Annotated in this window: 35 protein-coding genes; 13 read left to right on the top strand and 22 right to left on the bottom strand. The window is 54.9% G+C overall.

Annotated elements, in window-relative coordinates; all coding sequences use genetic code 11:
* The first annotated feature begins 1 nt into the window (after window position 1).
* From K239x_RS18670 to K239x_RS18660, 3 genes are all read left to right on the top strand, one after another.
* Window positions 2–826 carry a 4Fe-4S dicluster domain-containing protein gene (locus K239x_RS18670; protein WP_419189143.1) on the top strand — a complete coding sequence of 275 codons (825 nt, stop codon included), beginning with the start codon at window positions 2–4 and terminating at the stop codon, window positions 824–826.
* Window positions 823–1,146: a hypothetical protein gene (locus K239x_RS18665; RefSeq protein WP_145419716.1), complete on the top strand. Its 324-nt coding sequence runs from the start codon at window positions 823–825 to the stop codon at window positions 1,144–1,146. Before K239x_RS18670 ends, K239x_RS18665 begins: the two co-directional genes overlap by 4 nt.
* 282 nt (window positions 1,147–1,428) lie before the next feature.
* Entirely contained in the window at window positions 1,429–1,884 is a 456-nt protein-coding gene (locus K239x_RS18660) for a ferritin-like domain-containing protein (RefSeq protein ID WP_145419715.1), read from the top strand.
* 247 nt (window positions 1,885–2,131) lie between these two features.
* On the opposite strand, the gene K239x_RS18655 is transcribed toward K239x_RS18660, so the two are convergent.
* Window positions 2,132–2,449 (bottom strand): hypothetical protein, encoded by a 318-nt coding sequence (locus tag K239x_RS18655; protein ID WP_145419714.1) that lies wholly within the window; start codon window positions 2,447–2,449, stop codon window positions 2,132–2,134.
* 190 nt (window positions 2,450–2,639) lie between these two features.
* On the opposite strand from K239x_RS18655, the gene K239x_RS18650 reads away from it, so the two are divergent.
* Window positions 2,640–2,924, top strand: a complete 285-nt coding sequence (locus K239x_RS18650; protein ID WP_419189142.1) for a (2Fe-2S) ferredoxin domain-containing protein — start codon at window positions 2,640–2,642, stop codon at window positions 2,922–2,924.
* A gap of 203 nt (window positions 2,925–3,127) precedes the next feature.
* Here K239x_RS18650 and K239x_RS18645 read toward each other — a convergent pair whose 3' ends face one another.
* The 4 genes from K239x_RS18645 to K239x_RS18630 all read right to left on the bottom strand — a co-directional run bounded on the left by K239x_RS18645 (window position 3,128) and on the right by K239x_RS18630 (window position 6,430).
* Window positions 3,128–3,931 (bottom strand): DUF4198 domain-containing protein, encoded by an 804-nt coding sequence (locus K239x_RS18645; protein ID WP_145419712.1) that lies wholly within the window; start codon window positions 3,929–3,931, stop codon window positions 3,128–3,130.
* Between the two features lie 94 nt (window positions 3,932–4,025).
* Window positions 4,026–4,406: a DUF2271 domain-containing protein gene (locus tag K239x_RS18640; protein WP_473163594.1), complete on the bottom strand. Its 381-nt coding sequence runs from the start codon at window positions 4,404–4,406 to the stop codon at window positions 4,026–4,028.
* Between the two features lie 198 nt (window positions 4,407–4,604).
* Window positions 4,605–5,267: a PepSY-associated TM helix domain-containing protein gene (locus tag K239x_RS18635; RefSeq protein ID WP_145419711.1), complete on the bottom strand. Its 663-nt coding sequence runs from the start codon at window positions 5,265–5,267 to the stop codon at window positions 4,605–4,607.
* Complete coding sequence (locus K239x_RS18630; RefSeq protein ID WP_145419710.1) at window positions 5,267–6,430, bottom strand: DUF1559 family PulG-like putative transporter; 1,164 nt, start codon at window positions 6,428–6,430, stop codon at window positions 5,267–5,269. The genes K239x_RS18635 and K239x_RS18630 overlap by 1 nt, the downstream gene beginning before the upstream one ends.
* A gap of 553 nt (window positions 6,431–6,983) precedes the next feature.
* Between K239x_RS18630 and K239x_RS18625 the strand changes: the two genes are divergently transcribed.
* Entirely contained in the window at window positions 6,984–7,427 is a 444-nt protein-coding gene (locus K239x_RS18625) for a response regulator (protein ID WP_145419709.1), read from the top strand.
* Window positions 7,428–7,470: 43 nt separating this feature from the next.
* On the opposite strand, the gene K239x_RS18620 is transcribed toward K239x_RS18625, so the two are convergent.
* Window positions 7,471–9,036: a glycoside hydrolase family protein gene (locus K239x_RS18620; protein ID WP_145419708.1), complete on the bottom strand. Its 1,566-nt coding sequence runs from the start codon at window positions 9,034–9,036 to the stop codon at window positions 7,471–7,473.
* Between the two features lie 76 nt (window positions 9,037–9,112).
* Window positions 9,113–9,343, bottom strand: coding sequence for a carbon storage regulator (locus K239x_RS18615; RefSeq protein WP_145419707.1), 231 nt, complete (start codon window positions 9,341–9,343; stop codon window positions 9,113–9,115).
* Between the two features lie 450 nt (window positions 9,344–9,793).
* On the opposite strand from K239x_RS18615, the gene K239x_RS18610 reads away from it, so the two are divergent.
* A complete protein-coding gene (locus K239x_RS18610) occupies window positions 9,794–10,252 on the top strand; it encodes an ANTAR domain-containing response regulator (protein ID WP_145419706.1) in 459 nt (152 codons plus the stop codon).
* Window positions 10,249–10,848 carry an ANTAR domain-containing response regulator gene (locus K239x_RS18605; protein ID WP_145419705.1) on the top strand — a complete coding sequence of 200 codons (600 nt, stop codon included), beginning with the start codon at window positions 10,249–10,251 and terminating at the stop codon, window positions 10,846–10,848. Before K239x_RS18610 ends, K239x_RS18605 begins: the two co-directional genes overlap by 4 nt.
* Window positions 10,849–10,861: 13 nt before the next feature.
* Here the strand turns inward: K239x_RS18605 and K239x_RS18600 are convergent, their stop codons facing one another.
* The 8 genes from K239x_RS18600 to K239x_RS18565 all read right to left on the bottom strand — a co-directional run bounded on the left by K239x_RS18600 (window position 10,862) and on the right by K239x_RS18565 (window position 15,156).
* Complete coding sequence (locus K239x_RS18600) at window positions 10,862–11,203, bottom strand: hypothetical protein (protein ID WP_145419704.1); 342 nt, start codon at window positions 11,201–11,203, stop codon at window positions 10,862–10,864.
* 4 nt (window positions 11,204–11,207) lie between these two features.
* Window positions 11,208–12,674: a sigma-54-dependent transcriptional regulator gene (locus tag K239x_RS18595; RefSeq protein ID WP_145419703.1), complete on the bottom strand. Its 1,467-nt coding sequence runs from the start codon at window positions 12,672–12,674 to the stop codon at window positions 11,208–11,210.
* A gap of 214 nt (window positions 12,675–12,888) precedes the next feature.
* Entirely contained in the window at window positions 12,889–13,233 is a 345-nt protein-coding gene (locus K239x_RS18590) for a DUF4235 domain-containing protein (RefSeq protein WP_145419702.1), read from the bottom strand.
* Window positions 13,234–13,297: 64 nt separating this feature from the next.
* On the bottom strand, window positions 13,298–13,546 hold the full coding sequence (locus K239x_RS18585) for a hypothetical protein (RefSeq protein ID WP_145419701.1): 249 nt from the start codon (window positions 13,544–13,546) through the stop codon (window positions 13,298–13,300).
* A 5-nt stretch (window positions 13,547–13,551) separates the two neighbouring features.
* A complete protein-coding gene (locus tag K239x_RS18580; RefSeq protein ID WP_145419700.1) occupies window positions 13,552–14,073 on the bottom strand; it encodes a phage holin family protein in 522 nt (173 codons plus the stop codon).
* Window positions 14,074–14,084: 11 nt separating this feature from the next.
* Entirely contained in the window at window positions 14,085–14,327 is a 243-nt protein-coding gene (locus K239x_RS18575) for a hypothetical protein (RefSeq protein WP_145419699.1), read from the bottom strand.
* The gene (locus tag K239x_RS18570) at window positions 14,327–14,719 is read right to left on the bottom strand and encodes a hypothetical protein (RefSeq protein ID WP_145419698.1); all 393 of its coding nucleotides are present in this window, start codon (window positions 14,717–14,719) and stop codon (window positions 14,327–14,329) included. The genes K239x_RS18575 and K239x_RS18570 overlap by 1 nt, the downstream gene beginning before the upstream one ends.
* Window positions 14,720–14,721: 2 nt before the next feature.
* A complete protein-coding gene (locus tag K239x_RS18565) occupies window positions 14,722–15,156 on the bottom strand; it encodes a CsbD family protein (RefSeq protein ID WP_145419697.1) in 435 nt (144 codons plus the stop codon).
* 291 nt (window positions 15,157–15,447) lie between these two features.
* On the opposite strand from K239x_RS18565, the gene K239x_RS18560 reads away from it, so the two are divergent.
* The 3 genes from K239x_RS18560 to K239x_RS28815 all read left to right on the top strand — a co-directional run bounded on the left by K239x_RS18560 (window position 15,448) and on the right by K239x_RS28815 (window position 18,157).
* A complete protein-coding gene (locus K239x_RS18560; RefSeq protein WP_419189141.1) occupies window positions 15,448–15,975 on the top strand; it encodes a TIGR03067 domain-containing protein in 528 nt (175 codons plus the stop codon).
* Between the two features lie 108 nt (window positions 15,976–16,083).
* A complete protein-coding gene (locus tag K239x_RS18555; protein ID WP_145419695.1) occupies window positions 16,084–17,544 on the top strand; it encodes a mechanosensitive ion channel domain-containing protein in 1,461 nt (486 codons plus the stop codon).
* Between the two features lie 292 nt (window positions 17,545–17,836).
* Window positions 17,837–18,157 (top strand): chemotaxis protein CheB, encoded by a 321-nt coding sequence (locus K239x_RS28815; protein WP_419189140.1) that lies wholly within the window; start codon window positions 17,837–17,839, stop codon window positions 18,155–18,157.
* Window positions 18,158–18,355: 198 nt separating this feature from the next.
* Here K239x_RS28815 and K239x_RS18545 read toward each other — a convergent pair whose 3' ends face one another.
* The 5 genes from K239x_RS18545 to K239x_RS18525 form a co-directional block, all read right to left on the bottom strand.
* Window positions 18,356–18,688, bottom strand: coding sequence for a cupin domain-containing protein (locus tag K239x_RS18545; protein ID WP_145419693.1), 333 nt, complete (start codon window positions 18,686–18,688; stop codon window positions 18,356–18,358).
* Window positions 18,689–18,737: 49 nt separating this feature from the next.
* Window positions 18,738–19,220, bottom strand: coding sequence for a pyridoxamine 5'-phosphate oxidase family protein (locus tag K239x_RS18540; protein ID WP_145419692.1), 483 nt, complete (start codon window positions 19,218–19,220; stop codon window positions 18,738–18,740).
* Between the two features lie 147 nt (window positions 19,221–19,367).
* Window positions 19,368–19,619 (bottom strand): GlsB/YeaQ/YmgE family stress response membrane protein, encoded by a 252-nt coding sequence (locus K239x_RS18535; protein WP_145419691.1) that lies wholly within the window; start codon window positions 19,617–19,619, stop codon window positions 19,368–19,370.
* A gap of 206 nt (window positions 19,620–19,825) precedes the next feature.
* Complete coding sequence (locus K239x_RS18530; RefSeq protein ID WP_145419690.1) at window positions 19,826–20,632, bottom strand: SDR family oxidoreductase; 807 nt, start codon at window positions 20,630–20,632, stop codon at window positions 19,826–19,828.
* 62 nt (window positions 20,633–20,694) lie between these two features.
* The gene (locus K239x_RS18525; protein WP_145419689.1) at window positions 20,695–20,913 is read right to left on the bottom strand and encodes a hypervirulence associated TUDOR domain-containing protein; all 219 of its coding nucleotides are present in this window, start codon (window positions 20,911–20,913) and stop codon (window positions 20,695–20,697) included.
* A gap of 320 nt (window positions 20,914–21,233) precedes the next feature.
* On the opposite strand from K239x_RS18525, the gene K239x_RS18520 reads away from it, so the two are divergent.
* The 3 genes from K239x_RS18520 to K239x_RS18510 all read left to right on the top strand — a co-directional run bounded on the left by K239x_RS18520 (window position 21,234) and on the right by K239x_RS18510 (window position 23,345).
* A complete protein-coding gene (locus K239x_RS18520; protein ID WP_145419688.1) occupies window positions 21,234–21,401 on the top strand; it encodes a DUF1328 family protein in 168 nt (55 codons plus the stop codon).
* An 82-nt stretch (window positions 21,402–21,483) separates the two neighbouring features.
* Window positions 21,484–21,954 (top strand): PA2169 family four-helix-bundle protein, encoded by a 471-nt coding sequence (locus K239x_RS18515; protein ID WP_145419687.1) that lies wholly within the window; start codon window positions 21,484–21,486, stop codon window positions 21,952–21,954.
* 209 nt (window positions 21,955–22,163) lie between these two features.
* Window positions 22,164–23,345 carry an App1 family protein gene (locus K239x_RS18510; protein WP_145419686.1) on the top strand — a complete coding sequence of 394 codons (1,182 nt, stop codon included), beginning with the start codon at window positions 22,164–22,166 and terminating at the stop codon, window positions 23,343–23,345.
* Between the two features lie 65 nt (window positions 23,346–23,410).
* Here the strand turns inward: K239x_RS18510 and K239x_RS18505 are convergent, their stop codons facing one another.
* Together K239x_RS18505 and K239x_RS18500 are read right to left on the bottom strand one after the other, a co-directional pair.
* Window positions 23,411–24,004 (bottom strand): esterase/lipase family protein, encoded by a 594-nt coding sequence (locus K239x_RS18505; RefSeq protein ID WP_419189139.1) that lies wholly within the window; start codon window positions 24,002–24,004, stop codon window positions 23,411–23,413.
* A gap of 48 nt (window positions 24,005–24,052) precedes the next feature.
* The gene (locus K239x_RS18500; RefSeq protein ID WP_145419684.1) at window positions 24,053–24,544 is read right to left on the bottom strand and encodes a response regulator; all 492 of its coding nucleotides are present in this window, start codon (window positions 24,542–24,544) and stop codon (window positions 24,053–24,055) included.
* Window positions 24,545–24,566 lie beyond the last annotated feature (22 nt).

The following is a 24,566-nucleotide window of genomic DNA, read 5'->3' as shown; positions in this document are numbered from 1 at the left end:
ATTGACGCAGAGCCGTGAGAGTCGCAAAGGCACCGATGGTAGCAAGGTCGACAATGCTACCGTGGTACACAAGGTTTTCTCTGCGGCTCTCCGCTGGCCCATTTCGGCGTTTGTTTTTCTTTTCAAGCCAGCGCCGCCATCCAAGAGCCGTCGTGCTTTGCTGCAAGGGCGGCTGTGGAAGCTGATCCCGCCCTCGCGTTTCCCGCGTTTGGTGACAAGGTTGCCTGACTTCCAGGCGGACGAATTCCAATCTGGACAGCCGCCGACGAAACCGCCACGCAGCATCGGCGGCATCAACATCGACCCGGTCGCGCCGACGAACTTGACCGGCAAACCGTTCGCGCGATCGATTCCCGTGCATCGTCCGCCCGGTGCGATCGACGAGTCTCAATTCTTGGCCGGCTGCACCCAATGCGGTGACTGTATGACGGCCTGTCCTTACGACGCCATCGTCAAAGCACCCAATCGACTTGGCAGCGTTGTAGGCACACCGGTCATCGAAGCCGACACAAACGCCTGTATGATGTGCGAAGACTTTCCCTGCATTGTATCGTGTGAACCTGGCGTGCTGGTTGCCTCCATCCCACCAATCATGGGAACCGCCAAGGTCACCGAGCACTTGTGTCTCGCCCATCATCACACCACGTGCACCGTTTGCAGCGAACGATGCCCCGTCAAAGGTGTAATCGCTGTCACCGACGGCAAACCGACGATCGACCAAGATACCTGCACAGGCTGCGGCGTGTGCCGCTTCGTTTGCCCCGCGCCGGAAAACGCCATCTTGCTGATGCCCGCCTTCTCACGTCCCGGATTACCCAGCGAATGACAGCCAAGAAACTGACCTTGGAAGACCTCGAAAACAACGAGCCGCTTCCCGAAATCCTGCAAGCCGAATGGGCCAAGGATCAAGTCATGCAGTTGTTCGCCGACCTGTCCGAGGGTGCCGATGTCCAGCACGTTCAAATGAAATCAACCGCGACCGACGCCACCGTCACGCTGGCACAAGCCGCTGCCGCGTTCGCCGCTGGTGACGCCGAGGCCATTCAAGTTCGCTACGTCTTCGAGAATGAAATGTGGTGTGACACAATCATGCCCGGCGACCCCACAACCAAGATCATCCGCAACCGTCTGCCGGTTGGTCACTAGCAAGCAAAGGCATGCTAAGTCGTCAATCGCTGGCTGCCGCATACTGATCTTGGTCTGCGAACAGGTGCCCGTTATCTGATTGCGTTGGCCCCACTTGCATCAATCCGACGACGATGATTCACCAGGTTGCGATCGGACTTGCAAATGAGAGCCGGTTTCAACATCACCCTTGAATGCCACAAATCACGCAACTGCCCTGAGTCTGACCTTTTGGCGCGGTTGTCAATGCGATATCGTTGCTTGATTGAACACCTTACCCAGAACCATCTACAAAGAAATCCAATGGTAGACCAAGCCATCATCGATCACCTCAACGAAATCCTGAAACACGAATGGACTGGCGTTGCGCAGTACTCGCAAGCTGGTTTCATCGTCGAAGGCGTCTGGCGAGAAGTGTACGCCGAGAAGTTTTTGGCCGACGCGAAAGAGTCCTTCGGCCATGCACAGCGTGTCGGCGACAAAATCGTCGCGTTGGGCGGAGTTCCCGTCGCAACGCGTAACGAAGTCAAGCAGTCACGTGACCTGCAAGAAGTCCTGCAGTTCAGCCTGGCATTCGAGGCCAAAGCCGTCGAAATGTACAGCAAGGCTATCGACATGGCAGAAGGCAACAAAGCGCTTGTCATCTTCTTGGAAGACATTTTGACCGAAGAGCAAGATGGCGTCGACGAGTACACCAAACTGCTTCGCAATTCCGAAGGCGCAGCGGCCGGTGCCAAATCATCGCAAAAGACCGCGTAGCATCTGTCTAGTAATCAGCCGTCTGGGCATCCGCCCCGCTTGCGATCACAGAACCCGGTAAGCGATCCCGGCCGTCCCAACGGTCGGCATCGTGAGCCGTGGCGCGTAAGCGGCCGGGGGCGTGGAAAATGGGGCGGTCAGATTGAGCTAATCGTCGAGCCCGCAATAAAGAAACTTCCGGCTGAGAGCGAGGGGCACCATTGCCTCGCCGGTTCCAACGAGGGCTGCCCCACCAAAGATTCTTTTCTTAGCCCGCTTGGCTGGCCAAAGCGTCGCCAAATTGCAGGATCGTTGCTGGTGCTGCGTCCACTGCTTGAGTGGCGGTGGGAGCGATAGGGGATCGCTGTGGCTTTGACGGACTCGCCGCTAATGCCATCTTCAAGCCGGTGACTTGGCAGGGTTCGATCGGCAATTGGCTCTGCACAAACCATCCAACATCAGGCGTAAACGTCTCCTGACGTAGCATCAAGTTGCTCGGGCCGTTGTTGATCTGCTCAATCGCGACGACCAACCGATGGTTGTGATCGGCACCCGGAAAGACATTCAGAATCGTTTCTTTTCGCACTTGAAGCACCCGTCTCGCTTATTGACAATGGTTCTCAACAGCAACAGTCTAGTTGCAGCGAAGAAATCGTCAATACCATCACCACCTCAACTTTCTAGGCGAAACGACATTGGGTGAGACCAACCTCCGATCGGCCCGCAAAAAGTGCGACAAGCTCGGATTGAGCCAATCGCGGACGATTCTCTTTTGCATGGATCGCAAGACGTCGAAATGCGCCAGTGCGAAACAAATGACTCAGTCGTGGAAGTATCTCAAGAGCCGATTGAAGGAGCTGAAGCTGGACGGCAAAGGCGGCGCGATTCGCATCAAGATGGACTGCATCGGCATTTGTCGCAGCGGTCCGATCATGGCGGTGATGCCCGATGGGATTTGGTACGGCCACTGTACCCCCGACGCCATCGAACGAATCATCCAAGATCACTTGGTCGACGGCAACGTCGTCGATGACCTCGTCATTGCCCAACCAGGAAGCTAATGCGCCCAACCAGATAGCTAACGCGATCGCGTCGTCCCGAGTTGGTCGAAGCGTACTGGTCGAAGCGAACTGGTCGAAGCGAACTGGGCCAATCGGCCATCGGATCGTTTGCGCCGACTTCGAACCTGAGTCGTGCTGGATAAAACGCTGTCCTCGTTTGGCGAAGACAGCGTTTTGCATCTGATCAGTCGACGCGACTATGGCTACTGCGGCAAGACTTCCAGGGTCGCTGCGTAGCTCAGTCGACGGGTTTTGGCTTTCGCGACCGTGGTTCGATCGTCTTCGGTGCTCGTTTCCAACCAGTACATGCCGGGTTGGGACAGTGTCACGGTGAACTGGCCGTCGGCATCGGTCGTCAAATGCATTTCGTCTTGGGCATTTCGGTAACGTGTCGCGCCAAGAATCATTTCGATCTCCAATCCCTTGACCGGTTCGCCGTTAACCAACAAGCGAAACGTTGCGTCCTCGCCTGCGTACAGGTCGTTGGGGTGAGTGACGGGAATCAGTTCGACGCCTTTGCCGGTTGGTTTAAGTGATTCAGTGGACGGTGCGCCGTTGGTGACAAACGTTTCGATGCGTTCCAGGCTCTTGGTGACCCGCAGGTTGGTGGCGCCAGCGGGGATTTCTTTTTCCAGTGACGCAGCGCTGCCGCGAAAGCGTTTTCGCTGCCCGTCCAATTCGTAGCTGGCAAAAACACCGTGATTGACTAACGCAATTCGGTAGGTGCCTCGTTGAGCCAGTTGCACGTCAAAAACGCTGCGGTATTTGCCGACCGATTGGTTTTCGCTTTTGGCAGGACTGCCATCGGGAGCCGTAATGGTCAGGCCGTCCAGCCTGAGCGGAAAGTGATTAAAATAAAACAGATCGTTCGACACTGCGGCGTCGACGGTCACCCAAGGTTCGGCGCCGGACAACTGAGTTTGTGATGGACGCAGCCAGACTTTGTGGGCAAAGCTGGCCGTTGCGAAACAGGCGATCAACAGAGCAGAAAGTAAAAATCGAGACATCAGGTTTCTCCAGAGAAATTGAGTGGGATTATTTTGGTGGGAGTGTGGATGAGCGATTGAGGGCAGTGCAGCAACCGCAGGGCAAAGGGTTGGATCAGTGGATCGTCAGCGAGACGTCGCCTAGTTCGGTCTTGCCGGATTGGGTTTGCGTAACTGTTTTTGTCGCGGGCCATGAAAACGGAATCTGCAACAGTTCGCGTCCACCGACTTCGCGTGCCGCTTCGACCACCAATTCGTAGTCGCCTGGTTTCAGTGCCGCGATCCGCTTGTCGTCGCTGGCGAACTGGAGGGTGTGTTTGCCTGCCGGACGTGTGGCAGCGGAAACACCGTCGACGGGAAGCTCCAGCCGGCGGCCACTGCGTCGCCACCATTGCCGCAGGTCGGGAAGCCATTTGGTTCCGGCGCCTTCGCGGCCGCCGGTCAGCTGATACCAAGCGGCCAAGTTCGCGACGACGTTTCGGTCTTTGTCCTGAATCCAAACCGCGACGTAGGGGCGGTGGTATATCAGAGACTTTCAATCTTGGGATTGCGATCGAGACTTGAATTCGCGGTTCTGGTTCGGCTGCCGTGGCGGTACCCGATGCAGGGAACATCGCTCCGCCGAACATCGGCGTGGGGATCGTCAACGTGGCGAAGATCAACGCCAATAGGGTTGTTTGTTTCATGTGTGTTCTCAGTGGATAAAAATCAGGATCAAAATCCAGGGCGCGATCAAACCCAAGCCGACGAGCGGCCAAGTCGATCGGCGTTTGCCGGCGCGTTCGTACAACAACAGCAAACCGGTTAGACAAAACACCAGCGTTGCCACTGCGAATCCATTCAAAAACCAGACCCATGCCGCGGGAGTGTGCCGTGCTTTGTGGAGGTCATTGAAATAAGCAACCCAGCCGCGGCTGGTGGATTCAAATTCGACGTCGCCGGTGTGGCGATCAATCGCGATCCAGGCGTCGCTGCCCGGACCCTGCATCGAAATGTAAACTTCGTCGTCGGACCATTCGGCCGGTCGGTCTGCGGTGGACACGTCGAATTGGTCGGCCAGCCAAGCCGAAAGCTCTGGCGGGACTAGCGCTGATTCGTCGTGGCTTGAATCGCTAACGACTTGTTGCAATCGCGTGGGCAGGTCGCTGACCTGATTCACGATGGTTGGTTCGGTTTCGATCTGGCTGGCATGGTTCAGCGTGATGCCGGTGATGGCAAACAAAACGATGCCCACCAAACTGATCGCGGAACTCATCCAGTGGGAGTGAATCAGAAACCGCAACCAAATCGATCGACGCTTGCGTTTCAGCTGTTTCTGCGATGTCGGTGACTGGTTCGACGGAATGGCAGAACTCATTACGACGTCACCGTCTCCACTTCATTTCCGTGGCGAGTCCAGCTGGCATGCCAAACTTCGCGGTCAATGGAATCGGTGACGAAGTGCACGCTTCCGTCAGCGAAAACGGCCATCGCGCCTCCCGTGTGGCGGCTTCGTGCTGAATTGATTTTGGAAGAGCGATAGTTGAAATCCGGCACCCGCGAGTTGGGTGGCAAACGTCCGACCAGCAGTGGACCACTTGGGACCGTGCCGCGGAGCCAGTATTCGTGCCGAGCACCATTCCAGGTTGATGTTGCTGCAAAAATCGATTCGTAGTCATCGGAGTCGATTTGGGCCAAGTAATCGCTTGGGATTTGCGTTGAACGATACGATTGCGACGTCGCCAAGTTGTTGGGCAGATTCGCCATTTCACTTCCGGGGCCGCGAATGGTTTCGGCAAATACAAGCGTGTTACTGGTCCCGTCCAGGATCGATGCAAAGCGGATCCTGGCGTTGGCCCAGCAAAGACCGTCGCCGGCGTAGACAGGGTGAAAACTGCCGTCCATCCCACTGCCGTGATTCATTCCGTAGTTGGTCCCGGCGATCTGAATTTCGGCACCCGACGGCAATGTCAATGAATGATTCGCAGATTCAGGATCGCTGGGGCACAGAAACGTGGGCACGATCGTCGCGGCGGCTTCGTGAAGTGCGGTCGGCAGATCGGCTTTGGCCGGGTGCCCCATCTGAATATCGAAATCAATCAAGTTGCTCAGATTTTGCTGTTCCAGAAATGGCAACAGCTTCGCTTGCGGCGAGTAATCATTCAGGTAGCCGATGCCGTCGTATCCCGCGTTGGGAAACTGTTCTTTGTAAGCCGACGCGTAGTTGTGAAGAGCCAAACCGATCTGACGCATATTGTTGCTGCAGGACATACGCCGGGCAGCCTCGCGGGCAGATTGAACGGCGGGCAGCAGTAGGCCTACCAAAATCCCGATGATCGCAATCACGACAAGCAGTTCGACCAGGGTAAAGCCGGGGCGGTCTTGTTTGGTCCGCCGTGGCTGGTCCGCAATCAAATGGGAGGCGGTCAGTGGGCCGGCGTTTGTTCGGGCAGCAGTTGTTTGGGCAGCAGATTTGATGGGGGCGCGAGAATAAGTCGACAGATGGCGACGAATTAGCGCAGGAATACACGAAACGGGCATTTTTTGGGCTCTAGCTATGAGGGGCGCACGGATAGTGGATCAGCCAAGGCAGGGTGGTTGCCGTGGGGAGATTGAGCGTGGCTGGCTAGAGCGCCGAAGAAGGCGATTGGCTTGCTGCTTCGTCGAAAACAAGGGTTACTGATAATCGTTCTCAAAAAGCTAGCCGAGTGAAACGCGGGGTTCAAGAGGTGAAAGCTAGTTATTCGCTACGGGGGTTTTCGGCCACCATTCACCGCGGCGAGCATGCCCCGTGTTGAGCACAGACCACGTGATCGTCGCAAGCGACGCCGGTTTGATCGGCACCACCATGGTCGATTTCAGCTCGCTGGACGGCGGTTCGCCCTGCAGGCCGGAACCGAAAACTCTGCTCGGCTGCATTCCGTTCTCGCCAAGGATTTTGCAGGTGCTGTCAGATAGCTAACGACCAGTAGAACGCTTCGGTCTCCGCGAAATTTGCAGCTGAAAATGGCAGCTGGGTTCTCCGTTGGTGTCATTGGCGCACTGATTGCGTAGGTAATTGTTCGATCACCCATCGTCAGTGGAGAAATTGAGCATGCATCCAGCCAACGACACGAAAAACCGGCCGGCACCGTTCCCGGCTCGAGTGCTTGTCGTTGACGATGACCGCGCGAATCGCATTTTGCTGCGAACCGTTTTGCGTGTGCAGGGCAGCCAGGTCGTGGTTGCCGCTGACGGGCTCGAAGCGTGGGGGAAATTGAGTGACGGCGGCTTCGATGCGTTAGTGACCGACTACGAGATGCCGCGGTGGTCGGGGCTTGAACTGTTGGAAGCGGTTCGCCGATCCAAGGACCCGGCGATCGCAGGGATTCCTGCCATTGTCATCAGTAGTGTGGAAACGTCCAATTTTTCGAAACGCATCGGCGCGATGAGCCGAACCTTCTTTTTGCCAAAGCCCGTCGATGCCTGCCGACTGACGGTGATGCTGGAGTTGATCGGATCCCACCGCAATCATCTCGGGGATAAGCTTTGCGAATAGGTCAAAATCAGTCCGCTTGATCTCGAGCAGTCGCACCGTTGGGTTATCCGTTTGCCAGATGCTCATCCGACTGTGCGGGGGGCTGCAGGTGGTTGACTGCTAGGTCCTCGACTCGCAACGTTGCGCTTTCGACATAAAATCCGAAGGCGCCGCTGCTAAAAGTTTGGTCGGCGAGTGAGAGCACCACGTTTCGATCGATCGATAACTCCAAGTAGCTTCCGTACGCCAGCAAACTAAGTTCTGCTTCACCGCTCGACTGTTGATTCCAGTAGCCGGCTTGGAGCGATCGAAACTGCATCATGTTTTCGCCGCTGCCCATCGGCCCGCTTCCCCACGCACGCATTTGCGCGACGCCTTTGAGCAGATCCAGTGAAAGATAGTAGCCGTCGTGGGTTTGGCGATCGAGTCGCAACACGAGGCCGCACTTTCCTCCATCAAGCAACTTCAGTCTGGTGGTCGCACGGAAGCAGCTGATGTCTTCGTGTTCGAGAGCAAAAATTTGATAGCCGCCGTCGCAGCCGATCTGAAGATGACCAGTGCTCGGATGGCTTATTTCGGTTGTTGCCTGCCCGGATCGCAAGCCCCTGATGGCGCTCGTGTCGGTGGCGCGATCGATCTGGGCGTCGAAGCCTTCGAAGGAGTGCACTTCCAGGTTGCCTGCTTGATTTCGAGCCAGACGTTTGGGGGGTGGCATCAGGTTGTTGGAAACTCGGTCGTTTCCGCTGGGCGTAAAGAAACTCCACAACAGAAAACCATTGTCATCTTCACTGACGCGGCCTGCGTAGTTGCCCGTTGCTAGAAGCACATTGTCGGAAGGGCTTCGCCACGGATTGCCAATCTTGTCGGTGTGCCAATAGCGGATTTTGGCGTCTTCCCGCATGCTGCCGACTAGATAGTAATCGTTGTCGATTTTGAACAAATTGGGGACTTCGACATCATCGTAAAGCCCAGGATGATGGAGCGGCGGACGGGCTTCGAAATGATCCGGTCCGGTTTCCTCCATCGCCGCCACACAGCCGCGGCGGACGACCGGGCCATTTTTGACGCGACCGGCGGCAAGCAACCAGCCTCGGTCACCTTCGCGGTAATAGTACGGGTCGCGCCAAGACACCCACTCGCGAGCGATATCGGTGTCGGTTTCGTAAAACTCACCAGGCGGATCCAGTGGAAAACAGCTTTCGGCATCATATTGAAATGGCGGTTGATCCGCGCGACCGGGCAACGCATAAGGCAGATCAGAGCGTCGGTCGCTCCACGCGACGGGAGACTTGTCCCAGCAATAAAGGTTGTCGCTTTTTGCCAGGCCGATTCGCTGTTTGCGTCCGTGGTCACGGCGGGACAGGCCGGTGTAGAACATGCGCCACGATCCCGAGCGATGGGGATCCGGAGTGACGTGGATGGTCCACAGCATCGAATCGTCCCACGAACCAGGGTGACCGATGAACAGTGCGTTTTCGACACGCCGCCAAGTCAGGCAATTGTCGCTGACTGCATGAGCGATGTAGTCGTGGTTCGGGAGCACCAAATGAAAAAGGTGGTAGATTCCCTGGTGGTAGATGACATCGACATCACCAAGCGTCTTTCGCGAATCGGATGATTCCGAATACATGGTCGCCCCTGCACAAGGTCGTGGCAAACAAGATTTGCGACACCGTGTTGCAATCTTCCGCAGCGACAAACTTTAATCAAGCAGGGTAGGCAGCGATATTGGGGGAGCTAGCGGAGGAGTTGCCGTGTTCGCTGGACTCGCTCTTGCGACGTTGGATGTCGGCTATCAGCTCACCGCGTAGGATCGGAACGTCGTCGGAGGCGGCGATTCCAACAACGACTCGGTTGCCTTTAATCCGTTCGATCGTGATGCGAATATCATTTCCGATGACAATCGACTCAGCTTGTTTGCGACTTAAAACTAGCATTTTCTTCTTCCTTGAAATGAGGTGACGAGCTTGCGGACCCCACGAAGCAATCGGCATACCAAACATGCAAAAACCTTTCGATATGACTCAAGTCGCTGCGTTCGCGTTGACTTTTGAGGGGAATCGAGAGCCACTTGCTAAAACTGCGATGCGACGCCTGATTGTAGATCTGGCACATTTGCGACCAGTTCGGTTCGCGCGGAGTCGTTGTGTGTTCAAATATGGATCATCGGGAGCCGGCGATTTCGGAACGCTGTACTGCTTGCACTTGCTGGCCCGTGATCGATGCGTTTGACGCCGGGTGGTTGACCCCGGCTGCGATCTCGATGACTTGGCACACGAACTGCACCTTTGCAGACTTTCCTTCTGCTCGACCGCGTATTTCCTGAAAACCGCGCGGCTTGTTCGATAGGATGTGCCTTCCTTCGCCTCGTCGAACTTCTGGTTCTCATGTCCAAAAATCAAATGATGATCTATCTCGCCCATGGCGACGACGCGAAACGAAAAGTCGTTGCCGCGAACCTGGAACTACTCTCGCACGAAGTCGGGCTGTCGACTGGCACGCCGTCGATGCTGATCAGTCGTTGTCAAGAGAGTCCGCCGTCGGTTGCGATTGTTGGGACTGGGTTTGAAAGCGACGACGCCTTTGACGTGTTGAACCAACTCAGTCAGCAGAATACCTGTGCTGTGATCGCTCTGCTGGAGAGTTCTGATATTGATCGATCACGACGGTTGATGAACGACCAGGTAATGGGAGTGCTCGTCGAACCGGTTAACGAAAGCGACTTGCGGACATCGATCTACCTGGCTCGGCGTCGATTCCAGCAAACTCGCCAGATGGAAGCTCGGATCGATGAATTGCAAGGCGAGTTGGATGACAGTCACCAATCGACAGAGCATGGAAAATGAGCGACCCGATCAGCAAGACGCGCACGATTCATTTCGCACACGGTGATCCCGGATCGCGTGCGATCATTCTGACCATTTTGCAGACTCTGGGGCATGACGTTCGCTTGGTGACCGAATCGGGAGCGGAGTTGATTGCCGCATCGATCACAGATCCCCCCGAATTGATCATCGCCGCGCCTCGACTGAGTGACATGGATGGTATCGAAGCCATGATTCTGATTGGCGAATCAAAGCCGACGGCTGGGATCGTGGTGGCAAAGTCAGGCGATTTGAGCAAAGTCGAACGTGCGCTAGAAGATCACGTGATGGCTTATCTAGTCGAACCGATTACGGCCGAAACAATTCAGCCGGCGATCTTTTTAGCAGAAGGCCGGTTCGATCATTTTCAGAAACTGGACAAGAAGATCGACCGACTAAAAAATCAGCTAGAGGATCGCAAAATCATCGAACGCGCCAAGGGAATCGTGATGAAGGTCCGAAATCTTTCCGAAGAAGAGGCTCATCGTTACCTGCAATCGTGTGCAGCGAAGTCCCGGAAGAAACTGGTTGAACTAGCCGAAACCATCTGTGCTGCGGGTGATGTCTTGCAGCCCTAGCGAAACGCATCGGTTACAAAATCGCCGAGATTTCCGAAAGCAGTTCATCAATCTCAGGCACCACCGACGCGTGCGAAGTTCGGACTGCCGCGACATCATTCTTCCGGGCGTCGTCGATCAAAGGCTGGATGCGACTGACGGGTTCATTCGTCTCAAACGTGCTCAGCAGTCCTTTTAGCGCGTGGCCTGTTCTGGCATACGCGTCTAAGTCTTTCGCCTGCAGTTCGTCACTCCAGCGTTCCAGCACTTTGGGAGCGTCTTCGGTGACGATAGTGGCCATCATCTCCATCGTTTCTTCGTCGCCGCCTAGTCGCTGTAGTGCCTCGCCGAAACGCGTCCTCTGTTGGTCATTCATCGGATTACTCATTCTCCTTCACCACAACGTCACTCTTCAGTTCGATCTTGTAAGTGTTGATGCGATCCCGCAGTTTGCCGCGAGTGATGCCCAGGGTCTCGGCCGCCTGGCTTTGGTTCCCGCCAGTCGAACGTAACACCTGTAGTATCACGTAACTTTCCATGTACTCCATTGCCTCGGCGTACACATTGGTCGAACGCTCTTGCAAAAGACGCCGGACAAGTTGAGGAAGTTGCGTGCCAGATTCTTCGCTTTTTTCGACGGTCTCGCTATCGGTCGTCGAGTCGTTTGATTTGGGGCTGTTGTGAATCTCGGTCGGCAGCACTTCGGGCGTGATCACCGGCATGACGGTGTCCAACACACAACGCCTGACGACGGCACGCAGCTGCCGGACATTACCTGGCCACTCGTAGTTGGTGAGCGATTTGACCGCGTCGGGCGAAAGGCCTTCCAAGTCGGGTTTGTTGAATTCCAATTTTGCCTGAGCCAAAAAGAACCGGATCAATGATTCGACATCACTCAACCGATCGCGAAGCGGCGGCAAGTCGATGGTGACCCCATTGAGTCGATAGAGCAGGTCTTCGCGGTAGTCGCCGTCAGACACCATCTGTTCCAACGGACGGTTAGTCGCCGCGATGATACGGACGTCCGTGGTCAATTCTTTGTTACCGCCGACCCGCTCGAAACGCTGTTCTTGCAAGACTCGCAATACCTTTGCTTGGACAGTTGGTGCCATGTCACCAATCTCGTCCAAAAAGAGCGTGCCGCCATTGCACTGTTCGAACTTACCGATGCGCCGAGACTCGGCGCCCGTGAACGCCCCTTTTTCATGGCCGAACAATTCACTCTCTAGTAGGTTGTCCGGAAGCGCCGCGCAGTTCACCGCAAGAAAGGTTTCGTCAGCGCGGTGGCTGTGCTGAAACAGCGCTCGTGCGACCAGCTCCTTGCCCGTTCCGCTCTCGCCGCGAACCAAAATGGGGACGTTTTGTTTAGCGACTTTGCCGATCGCTTTGAAAACTTCCAACATCGCCGGGGATCGGCCAATGAACAATTCGGCAGACTTATCCGCAGCCGTTTCATCCGCGGAGATCGCTACCGGAACGCTGCTGATTTGGCGCTGCTCAATTGCTTTTTCGACTAGGTCGCGAAGTGGATCGACCGACAACGGCTTTGCGATGTAGTCAAAGGCACCCAATTGCATCGCTTCGATCGCAGTCTCACTGGCGGCTTCCACGGTCATAAAAATGACTGGGATGCGACGATCGTATTCGCGAATTTCGCAGAACGCGGCGAGCCCATTTTGATCGGGCAGTTGGATGTCTAATAGAACGGCGTCGAAGGGCGTGCTCCGTAATTTCTTCAGGCCGTCACCAGCAGTGGACGCCGTGACGACGTCGGCAATGGGCGATAGCGTTCGCTCCGCGATTGCCAATATGGCCCTGTCGTCGTCGATAACCAGAAGCTTCGGCATGGCGTGGGGCCACTCATATTTTTGGTGCGTCGAAAGATCTAGGGATAAGGTGCCTGATGTCATAAGAAATCACACGAAAGAATAGTATCTCAGTCAGCGCGGCCTGTCGATTAGGTACGCGTGCCTGAGTGAAGTGTCTGATGGTTTCTCACGTCTCGCATTGATTGCGAGCCGTTGGCTTGTGATGAACATCGGCGACAGAAATCGCCGCCGGCTAAGATCGCATGCCGCGATACGCACTCGACGAAGCCCTGCGGGAGGCAATCCGTGCGACGCCCACGACGGCACCCGAAACAGCCCCCCAGAGCAGCGCGTCCCGCCACATCACTTCGTGCGATGACGGATTCTTTGGTGGTTCGGTCTTCAGTGCTTTTCGCCAACCCGCTTGCAAGGCACTACGAGCCAGAAATGTCATTCCGAGTGCGACAGTAAATGCGAGCAGGTTTTCGGCAGGCTCGACACCCGCATTCATACCCACGTGCTTGCCGCCAGTGGAAGCAGCGACGTCATCGCCACGGCCGACGATATCTCTGACCTTTTCTCTAAGTTGTTCGATCATTGATTGACTCTGATGGTTTGATTCTCTGTAGATGCCTGCGACCGGAAAAATGCTCGCGGGTCGTTTAGGGTTTCAGCTTCCAACCGACAACAATGCCCAAGCCGAAAGCCCAGCACGCCGCAACATCTGGATTGTCTTTCGCGTACGCCTTGGCAAGACTGAAGAGATCCTTTGCAGGTTCCGTTACGTAGTGGTCCGCTGCCTCGTGTCCAAATTCCATCGCACCCGCAGCGACGCGCTGGGCAGCATCGCGAGCTTGATCAGGAACATTTGAGTGGGCGACAGTGGCAGTTGGATTTTGTGAATTCGACATTTGATTTACCTTTGACTAAATGATGTGGAAGGTTCGTTGGGTATCGGTGTCACGAAACGTTCGTTGCTCGCGACTGGATGGCTCGCGGCGGCAGACTCGCTCGATCGAAAATCGTCGCTTCGCATTTGGTTTCGAGGTGAAGTGGCAGGGCTGATTAAGGTGGCCTTCAACCAGCGTAGATTCTCCGAGAACTCGGACTTGGTTTCTGCCATCGCGGACGCGGCTGATTTGATTGCTGACAGAGCGATCAGCAACAATGCGATCACTCCTGCAAAGACGATCATTGACGCAACTAGTAGCCCGCCGCCTGCGGAAAGCGGAGTCATTTGACCCAGCAGCAGTCCGCCGCCAACAAGCGCGGTCGTCAGTGCGGACCCGGCGACGGTTACGGCGGCCAAGCCACAGATGACTGACGTGGTTAGCTTGCGTTTGGCTGCTTGCGAATCGACGGATAACAATTGGATCTGTAATTCGCACAAGTCCAATACGTCGCGAGCGACACGCTGAAAGCTGGATGTATTTTCCATGTTTTAGTTTCCTACTGACTGCCGCGTCGTTTGACCAAGCACCCCAGCACGATCCCAATGGTGCCAGAGACTGCCAGCACGGCGAGGGGATGTTGGGCGACGATCTGTTGACTGGCAGCGTGGATTCGTTCACTCAGCGACAACGAAGGCGCGTGATTCGTCGAGTGTGTTCGGACGACCTCTTCACGCGTGAGGCGTTCATTGTTGGCTACCGTCGGCCTAGCGTTTTCGGTTGGATTGTAAGGAGCGATCATTAGTTTTCTCGTCTTGAGATTGCGTTACTCACTTGGTCCGCAGCGATCGTCGCGGCGTGCTTCATCGCTAACGTGGCAAGTGTGCCCACGATGCCGCCAAGAATGCCTTTCTTTGCAGGCTTGACTCGTCGCCGTACCGCTGGCTGCTCGGCATGATGTGCCCGCTGGGGGCTTTGATCGCTCCCACGTATTGAAGGAGCGAGCAAGTAGCCAGCAAAAACCGTTGCGGCAACAATCGGGATCGGGTGTCTCGAAAGGTGGTACTTCCAGTCAGTCAGCTGCTTGACACGGATTCGTGCTTGATCAGCGCTGTAAGGAAGCTCCGTTCGGATTTCACGCATCCGTTGTTTGATCGCTTCGGACTGTTTTTCGGTTGCAAGTGTCGTCGCCATGACTACTGCTTCCGCCCTAGAAAGAACAACGCGCCGGCGGCCAATCCCAAGCCAAAGACAATTGCCATCGATTCTGCCGGACGTGCGCGAACAGTTTCGGAAACCTTTCGTGTGTAGTCTTCGGATTGCGAAGCTAGTCGCTTGTAGTTTTGACGAGCGTACTCCGCGGCGTCATTGGCGACAGATTGGGCGGCTTCGGCGTAAGCATGCACCGTTTCAGCGGCTTGCTCACTCAAGTTGCTGCCTCCCAGAATCCCGTCGATGAATTTCTCGACCTCGGTCTTCGTTGCACCGGTCTTCTGTTGCACTACGCCGACTAGCTGCTCGGTGGAACCTTCCACGCGACGCAGATCGTCGTCGGTTAATTGACCCCAGTGCTCCTTCAAACGGCCCTTTACTTCGTTCCAGTGACCTTTGATTTGTTCTCTGTTCGACATAACTCCTTCTCCTGTGGTGGACGTTAACAGCACGCGTTCGGACATGCTTGAAGTTCGGCAGGGCCTAAAACGCAATCGGCGCGCCAAACGCCAAATGAGTGCAAAAACGGCACCGCGGGGGATGAATGTGATCGCAAACACTCCATGCCGGGCGGTGATCGACCAGTTGCCATGCCCTGCATCTGGCACGCAGTTTGCGTCAGGGTTGTGCCCAGAGGCGTGGTCGGAAGCATGCTCAGTGCGACTCGATCACGAAAGCAATCTCAAATGCATTTGCAAAGGAGTACCCCCGTGAATAACCAAGCGATCACTACCGTCATGTTTATTGTTCTGGCCGCTGTCGCAACGGTCGCCGTTTCAAAAGAGCCCACCGAATCGAACGCCGTTCTTAAACTTCTACAAGGGGTTTGGGAGATCGAAGAAGGCGTGAATCAAGGCAAGGAACTGTTGGAGGATGCCCTCAAAGGCACGACGCCGGTGGTAAAAGGCAAAACAATCGTGACCTATGACAGAGATCAAAAAGAGACGTACCGGGCCTCCTTCACGTTGGACGTAACGAAAGAACCGGTGCTGATCAACATGGTAACTCAGATGAAGCAATTCCCCGACGCAAAGGCGTTTGGCATTCTGAAGTTTGAAGGTGACGACGAATTCAGTCTGGCGTACGGGCTGCCGGGTACACCGCGACCAACGAAGTTCAAATCACCAGTCGGCGGCAAGGTGATGTTGTTTGAGCTGGAAAAAGAAGACCGATTCGATCGTCACGACATCGTGCATGAACATAATACGGCCGTGGCCTCATGCCACCATGCCGTTTGATTAGACGTAGCATTCCGTTTTCACTTTCCTTTCGCCGCCGCCCGCCAGACTGTTTTGGTTTGCATCGCGATGGCGCCTTTTCGACCACTTCTTCCACCAGTTGATCTCATGCTATTGCAGTTCCACTTTCCTGTTGCCGCTCTCTGGTTGATTTTCATCGTCGCGACGCCGCCTGCTTTTGGTCAGGATGAGTCACCGACGGCAGAGGAGGTGGCTGCGGAAGTGACGGCGGACACGGCCGACGAAAGTGTTGCCGTCAATGTTGCGAAAGAAGTCCAGGTGGACCCGGTTAACAGTGACGACAAGATCGCGAATCGGTTGCAGGAAATCATGGAGGCGACTGGTTGGTTCATTAGCCCGCTGGCGGAAGTTGACCGTGGCGTCGCGTTCCTTTCAGGCGAAGCCGATTCACAAAAGCATCAACGGTGGGCGGAAGAGACGGCGATGAACACGGCGGATGTGGTCGCAGTCGTCAATCGGATCAGCGTCGCCGAAAAACCACTCTGGAACTTTGCTCCTGCAATCGCATCGCTCAAGCAACTCGGGCGGGAATTTACCGGAGTATTACCCTTAATCCTCGTCGCGTTGCTCGTCGGTGTCATGTCGTATTACACCGCTGTTCTGTCCGCCAGATCGACGCGTTGGCTGATGCAAAGTCGGATCGATAGCAAGCTGCTGCGTCAGGTGGCGGGCAATGCGATCGGCGTATTCGTTTTCATTGTCGGCATGTACATCGCGCTTCGCGTGTCAGGTCTAACTCGGTTGGCGGTCACGTTGCTTGGAGGCACCGGGTTGGTCGGGCTTGCGTTGGGCTTTGCCTTTCGCGATATCGCGGAGAACTACTTGGCCAGCATTTTGATTTCACTGAATCATCCGTTCCGGGTCGGTGATCTGATCGAAGTAGAGGGGGCGACAGGTTTTGTGCGGAAGGTCACGACGCGAGGAACCATTTTGAACACGCTGGAGGGCAATCAAATCCAAATGCCAAATAGCACGGTTTATAAAGGCCAAATCACGAACTTTACCGCAACGCCGCTGAGTCGTAGGGACTTTAGTGTCGGAATTGGCTTTGATGATTCGGCGACTGAGGCACAGGAGATCATCATGGATGTACTTGATGACCATGCGGCCGTCGTTAGTGATCCCGCCCCGATTGTGATTGTCGAATCATTAGGTGCTGCGACCGTCAATCTCCGGGTGTTGTACTGGTTCAATCAGGACAAACATTCGGCCTTGAAGGTCAGTAGCAGCGTGATTCGGCAAGTAAAACAAAAGCTGACTGCCGCGAAGATCACGATGCCGGACGAAGCTCGCGAGTTAGTGTTTCCCCAAGGAGTGCCCGTTCGCATGCTCGAATCGCAAGAGGCCTTGGCATCAACCAGCGGCAGTCAGCCAATCGATCGCGATTCTGCTGGCAGTGCTGCTGAACTCCAGTCGGCGGATGTTTCTCAGTCGCCAGAAGCCGAAGCGACCGCGGGCGAAGGCGACTTGAGTTCCGAGCAAGACGATGTGATGCGTGCAACTGCGGGCGATGCGATCGTGCAGAATGAAGCGAATCTTATTGGCTGAGGCCTGCGTTGCGAGTGTGTGTCCAGTCACCGGTTTTTCTGAAGTGATCATGGGGGCAATGTGGCGCTGCCAACATCAGCTGTCCATGTTTAAAGCGTTATTGCGAAGGAATTGTGATAGGCTGCGTCGACACGGTGTGTCATCTGAGGGATCAGGATCGAATGCCAATCACGAACGAGGACGCAGAAAAAGAGCGCTGTCCTTTATTGCTGATTGTGGTGGGCGCGTTGGCTGGTGGATTAAAAGAAATAGACTTACTAGGGGAACAGTTGCCCGCTTAGTTTCGTGCACGATGATCGTCGCAACGCATCGTCAGCCTGGCCGTAAGATTACTCTGACGGAAATTCTTGCTCATTGTACTAGGGGCAACTTCGTCGAACCCGTCGACGAGCAATCGCTCGTGTGCGCGATGATTTACTTAGAGAAACGCAGCGAGACAGTCGAAGTCGACGACGTCCAATTTGAAGTCTCGATCGACACGTCTAGCGATGCGCCTCTGCACCGCATCGATGAATTGTTTTCTCCGGTAGCAGACTCCGCCGGCAAAGATGCGCTAGGCTTGACTTTGTCGGGGATGCTGTCTGACGGCGTCGATGGATTAGAAGCGATTTAGAATGCGGGCGGGTGACGCTAATGAACGCATTCGGCATGACTTGGTCGTTACCACGCAAGAGATTTTCGGCCGCTTGATGGAACTGGCACTCGAACGTTCAAGAAGTCAGGAGTGGTTCGAGTGCAATGGCGGGAGTATTGCTGGCCAGGGACGAGCACACACGTCGTTCGTGCCAGCACCACGGTAAGGTGATCGGGACTACTCTTCGTCCTTGCCGCCCAGCCTTGCTGGTGGGCTGGTGGCTTCGACCGCTACAAGGTCCTGCAGGATTTTGAAGCGGTGACTTGTGCCAGGAGGAATTAGCCATGAATCCCCCGATTTTAAAGTAGCCACTTCTTTACCAAATCGAATTTCGACTTCACCTGACACAACATAGCCGACGATCTCGTAGTCGCGAGAACGGGATTCGCATTGGTCACCGGCGGGTTCTTGCCAAAGACGCATCGCGACTTTCTTGCCGCACGCGAGGTACTGTTGGCCCATCTCGCCAACCGATGCGGCGTCGTCGTTAATAATTTGGGGAGCATTCATTTGTGCTTTTCCTAGCGAGGAGATTGATCGAACAACACAGGTGCAGCGGCTACATCGACACCGACGCGTTGACTGAAGCGTCGGTTTCGGCGCGTTCGCCCTGAAGATACGCCTTGCCAGCTTTGATCAGGTACTTCAGGCCAGCCACCCCGCTGTTGTCCCAATATTCGCCGCGAGTCGGTTCGATTTTCAGCAAAACAATCGAGGGATCCGACTTGCCCTCAGGAAACCAACATTTCCACGCTTCCTTCCAAAGCTCTTCAATCTTCGCACGATCATCCATGACTCGGCATTCGCCGCTTACCGTCACGAATTGACGCTTACCCTGCATGGTGACGGCAACATCGCTGTCGAGCATTAGGTCCGCGATTTTTCCGGAATTCCGATCCGTGACAAACCAGATCGCGCCATCGTCAGTCGCTTGAGCGATCGCCATTGGCCGTGCGTCCATGACGCCACCGTCGCTGCGCGTGACCAGCATGGCGGTGTCAAAATCTTGAATAATGTCAATCAGTTTTTCTTGCGTATTCATCTCTGTTTGTTTCCTGTGAAGTGTTAAGCGTTACGGACGGGCAATGAAATGTCGAATCTTCGCGGAAGGCATCCACTAGTCTGCGAGCACATGTCGGTCATAGATGAGATCGCTCAACCGCAACTCGTTGGATGCGAAAAGCGGATGCTAAGAAGCAGTGATGCGACTTTGGCGAGATGCAAACGCGAGCACGATGATCGCTCCTAAGATGGAACCCAACCAACCGCTGGATTGCAAAATCGATCCGCCAACGATCAACCAACCAAGAAAACCGCCCACGAATGAGCCGGCAATTCCTAGCAACATGGTCTTCAGAATTCCGAGACCCTGTCGGCCGGGGTAGATGTATCTCGCAATCGCGCCGATCACCAACCCGAATAGAATCCAGCTAATCATCATTTGTCTCCGTTGGGGGATTGTGTCTCTGCTTTGCTCGACAGCAGGTGCAGTTTGCGTGCCACAATTGTTTGGCAGGACGACGTTCACGGCAAAAAAGCGTTCGTCCCAGTGTTCTGACCGAAAATCACTCGGCGCGGTTGGTTGGCGACCTCCGTGCACGACGTTCGTCAGCCGTCTAATTGGCAGTTGTGCACCGGACGCACTAATTAGCCAGCCAAGTATTCTTCGCGATACGGTGTCGCGGCTAAGGGAGTTGCGGCTTCGAAACCACCATCGACTGGCCACCTTACACCTGACACGAAACCTGCTCTGTCACTAGCGAGAAAATCAATCACGGCAGCGATCTCGTCTGGATGACCCGATCGTCGCGCGGGCATCGCTGGCCGGTCTGTATCGTCGAATTCGTCTGGATTCATATCGTTCATCGGTGTCGCGATTTCGCCAGGAGCGACCGCGTTGACTGTGATATTGAGCGGTGTCAGGTCCAGCGCCAAACATTTCACCAAACCACCCAGAGCGTGTTTTGTCATGGTGTACAGAGTATCGACCGGACTGGCGATTTCTTCGTGCACGCTGGTGACGACAATGACCCGCCCTGGCTTTTCGCGAGGCTCGCCGTTCATTCCACCAGGAAGCATGTGGTGCACGCCGCGTTGGATCGCCAGCATTGCACCAAACGCGTTGACGTTGAAGATCTTGCTTGCCGTTTCAAGGTCCAGGTCCGGCATCTTTTGTCCTACCATTATGCCTGCGTTGCTGACAAATACATCCAACCCGCCGAGTTCGCTGACCATCGAGTCAACACATTTTTCCGCCGTTTCGGGCGATGAAAGGTCAAGCTGCTTAACGACGCAGCGTCGCCCCTCTGCTTGCACAAGGGCTGCTGTCTCCTGTGCTTTGTCTTTGCTGCTTGCGTAAGTAATTGCGACGTCAAAGCCTGACTTGGCCATCGCGACAGCGGTGGCGCGGCCGATGCCGGTGCTGCCACCGGTGATAATTGCTTTGCGGTTCATCTGTGTTCTCCGTGTGAGTTGCGTGGGAATGGAGTAGCGTGCCGTGCTTTTGTCACGCTTTGTTAGGCGTCGCTCAGTTCGCTTTCACTTTTAAGCACTTGATCGCCATCTTCTTGCTCGACCAAATAGGCGGGCTCCTCTTCGCTGGCGTTCCGAGTGACCTCATTGCCTTTGATTGTCCTGGTCACCTTTTCTTTGTATGCCTCCTTGATTTGGCCCTTGGCAGTGCCGCTTCCGTAGTTCCACTCAACGTGCTGCTTGACTTGAAAATTTTGTCCCATGATCAATTTCCGATCCGGATTCTCTACAAGTAATGAATGAAGTGTTTTCGACGGGCTTTTACGTACGCAAACAACACGCCAATACGTAGTGAATACCAAACGCGACCCTGAAAGTGACGTGGTGGACGGCTCGATGGCGAATGTAGCGGGAGCGTGGCGAATCGCATGATCGATACGAGCGCGGGGTGATTGATCACCGACCAGAAAGTGCGCTACAGCGAGAGAAAACGCTGTTGAATTTGGTTTGGCCCGCAAGTTGCGTCTGTTGTCCGTTACTCAACCGAGTTTCAAACAACCTCCCCAATATCAAGAGAAGAACCATGCTTTCCTGGGCCCTCATGTTTTTAGTGATCGCAATCATTGCTGGCGTCGTCGGGTTCGGCGGCATCGCAGCGGGTGCGGCTGGAATTGCAAAGATATTATTCTTTGTCTTTCTTGTGCTGTTCGTCGTTAGCTTGATCACTGGGCGACGCGGAACCATCGGCTAAACGACGTCGGGTGTGACGCACCGCAGACGTCGACAAATCGATATCACGACTTCAATTCTGTTTAAACAAAAGGAACGCCATCATGGCACTCGAAACAAAAGCAACACTGACCGATCAAACTGTCGAAAAACTTCAAAAGTTAATTCGTGCGAACATTGATTCTTACAACGGATTTCACGAATCGGCTGAGGAAATCGACGACTCAGCGCTCACATCGCTCTTCAAAGAGATCGGCGATCAGCGGTCAGCCATGGCGACCGAGCTTCAGAAGTTCGTCGAATTTAATGGTAAAGATGCCGAAGACGACGGGAGCGTTGCCGCGAAAACGCACCGAAGCTGGATCAATATCCGGGCAAAGCTGAACGGCGGTGATCCATACGTGATCCTGATTGAAGCCGAACGCGGTGAAGATCACATCAAAGCAGCCTACGAAGATGTGCTCAAGGAAACCGCTGGTAGCGCAATGAATGATGTTTTGACGGAGCAGTACAGACATGTCAAAGCGGGCCATGACAAAATTCGCGACCTACGAGATTCGTACGCCAAAAAATAGTTTTTCGTGAGACGTTCGATCGTGTCACGTTAAGCAGCCGGAGCGAACGCCAGTCGCTTCGGCTTTTTTTATGATGTTGAGCTGCCACTGGTCGTCGATGATATTCAGGAGTCGATGAATGAGTGGAGGCTTCGTTCTGGTCGGCTCTGCGTTCACTCGTCATCGATGCTGTAAACCTCACTTCACACACTTACTTTGCGATTCTAAACATGACGGATGTCGATGACGGCAAATGGCGATCGGAGCTTAAGGCTTGGGTGACGTGGGCGGCTTCATCAGCTGATGATCTGGCAGATGCTGGGATCCGAAGAATGCGGAAGCGTCTGGGGCGGGCAGGGGTTCCAAAAATTCAGCCTTACATGGGTTATGCGACCAAAGACAGGATTCGGGTGCATGGCCGCGTGCTGACGAATCCACCCCTCGATCCGGACTTTAGCAAAGACGACTGGCTGCAGAATCTGATCGACACGGCTCGACGATTCGCGAGTGACGAAGTCCCTGGAGTGACCGTAGTGGCCAACGCGCAGGGGACCGTCGGAACATCCGTAAGCGATGTGGAAGGCTATTTTCACATCGACCTGCCTCGAAAGAGCAAACGCTCTGAGGAGCTGCTCTGGTCGGCGGCGGAATTACGTATTCAGCAAGGTTCGGCTGACGCAGAACAATCTGCTGCCTTTGGCGAAGTGATGTACACGCCTCCACACGCGGCATATGGAATCATCAGCGACGTCGATGACACGATTTTGCATACGGGCGCCACCGATGTAACGACAATGGCGAAGCTCACTCTGTTTGGGAATGCTCGTACACGTGCGCCCCTGGACGGTGTTGCGGAGCTCTATCGATTGATGCAACACGGCGGTGATCTTCAGCAGCCGCACACGAATCCGATCTTTTACGTTTCAAGCTCTCCCTGGAACCTCTACGACTTGTTGGAAGATTTCTTGGAGCTCAACGCGATTCCCAAGGGACCATTGTTGCTCCGTGATCTTGGATTTGACGCCAACAAGTTTTTGAAGAGTGGGCATGACCACAAGCTGGATAAGGTTCGCAATCTGATGAACCTGTTCGATACGCTTCCGTTTGTCTTATTCGGGGATTCTGGCCAGGACGATCCGCGGCTGTATGCGATGGCCGCCGAAGAATTTGGGGAGCGGATTAAGATGATTTTTATCCGTGATATCGATCCGGATGTCACGAGTGACCACGATGCGAAAGTCGCTGCGTACGTAAAACGAAGCGAAGCCGCCGGCGTCCCTCTGTTTTTGATACGCGACAGCAATCAGGCGGCGGAGATCGCAGTGCGACATGGTTTACTACCAGCAGACGTCCTTAATTCGATCGCCGAAGCCACTCGACGAGATGAAAATCGTAAACGAGGCATTCTTTAGTCACGGTGATTCAGGCCAGTCGTCTCGGCGCGCTTATCGTTGTCTTACCCTATCAGGCAGCGCGGCTATCGCTGTTCAGCCAATGCGATCAGTTCTTCTTGGATCGCCTTCCAACCGTTGAATTGAAAGAGAATTGTGTTGTGGAAGGCAAATACCCGTCGTTCGCGGTCATACATCGCCAGGTCTTTGGGGCGACGGACTAACGTTTCACCACGCGCCCAAACTAGGCTGCGTTTGATGTTCATCTGGTTGGGGAGCGGCACTTCACTTTGCTCTACGTTTGCCATCACCGTAAGTTCTGGGACCAAATCGCTAGAGACTTGACTGAGTATTTCCGCAGCAGCGACAGACGTTACCACCGGACAGACCGAGACAAGTGAGTTGACTGCCCGGCTTTTCATTCGGTGCAGGGCAGATCGAACGACCCAGTCGCCAAAGCTGTGCGCAACCACCGCAACGCTCCCGTCGGTATGCTGGTCAAACCGAAGAGCGAGTTGATCGAGAGTCCTGTCCAGATCCGTGAAAACGCGTGGGTAATCCCAGCAAACAACCGACGAAAAGCGTTTTCGCAGATATCGCTGCAACGGATACACCATCCACGCCGGAGACATAAAGCCGGGTATGAGATAAACGGTGAGGTCAGAATCGCGAGAGGTCAAAGCAGTTGGATGGGAGTGTGGCGATCGCGTTTGACAACAAATAGCTGACTACAGATCCTGAGACTCGTGCAGCTGGCGAATAATGCGTCGAAAGCGACTGGAAAACTGGTGCTCGTTCGTTGACTGATCACTGGTGACAAGGCTTCCCTCCATCACGGCCGCTACGCTGTTTACGAAACGATTCTTGTCGACCGGCTTCTTCAAGTAAACACTGCCATCAAGGCGCTCGATCAATCTGGCGGCCTCGGAATCTTCTAAGCTGCTTGCAATGATGACAGGCACTGCCGATACAACCGAATCGGAATCGCGACGCACGCTCTGCAGCAGGTGGAGCCCGCTGGTGTGCGGCATGTCAATATCGGTCACTACCAGTCGGGGACGCTCGCTGCGAATCGCATTCAGTGCGGTCGCACCGCAGCTGGCATGGATGACCGCAAGGCCGAGTTCCGAAAGCCAGGTCGCGAATTTCTCGCGAATTGCCCGAACATCGTCGGCGACAACGCACCGTGGTTTAGTTTCATTTTCGATCAAAGCTGTCATCAATGCTCTCCTCGGTTGGCTC

Source organism: Stieleria marina (assembly GCA_007741555.1).
In the GTDB taxonomy this organism is placed as follows: Bacteria; Planctomycetota; Planctomycetia; order Pirellulales; family Pirellulaceae; genus K23-9.
The sequence above is the reverse complement of the archived record's forward strand: the minus strand, read 5'-3'. Positions and strand labels throughout refer to the sequence as shown.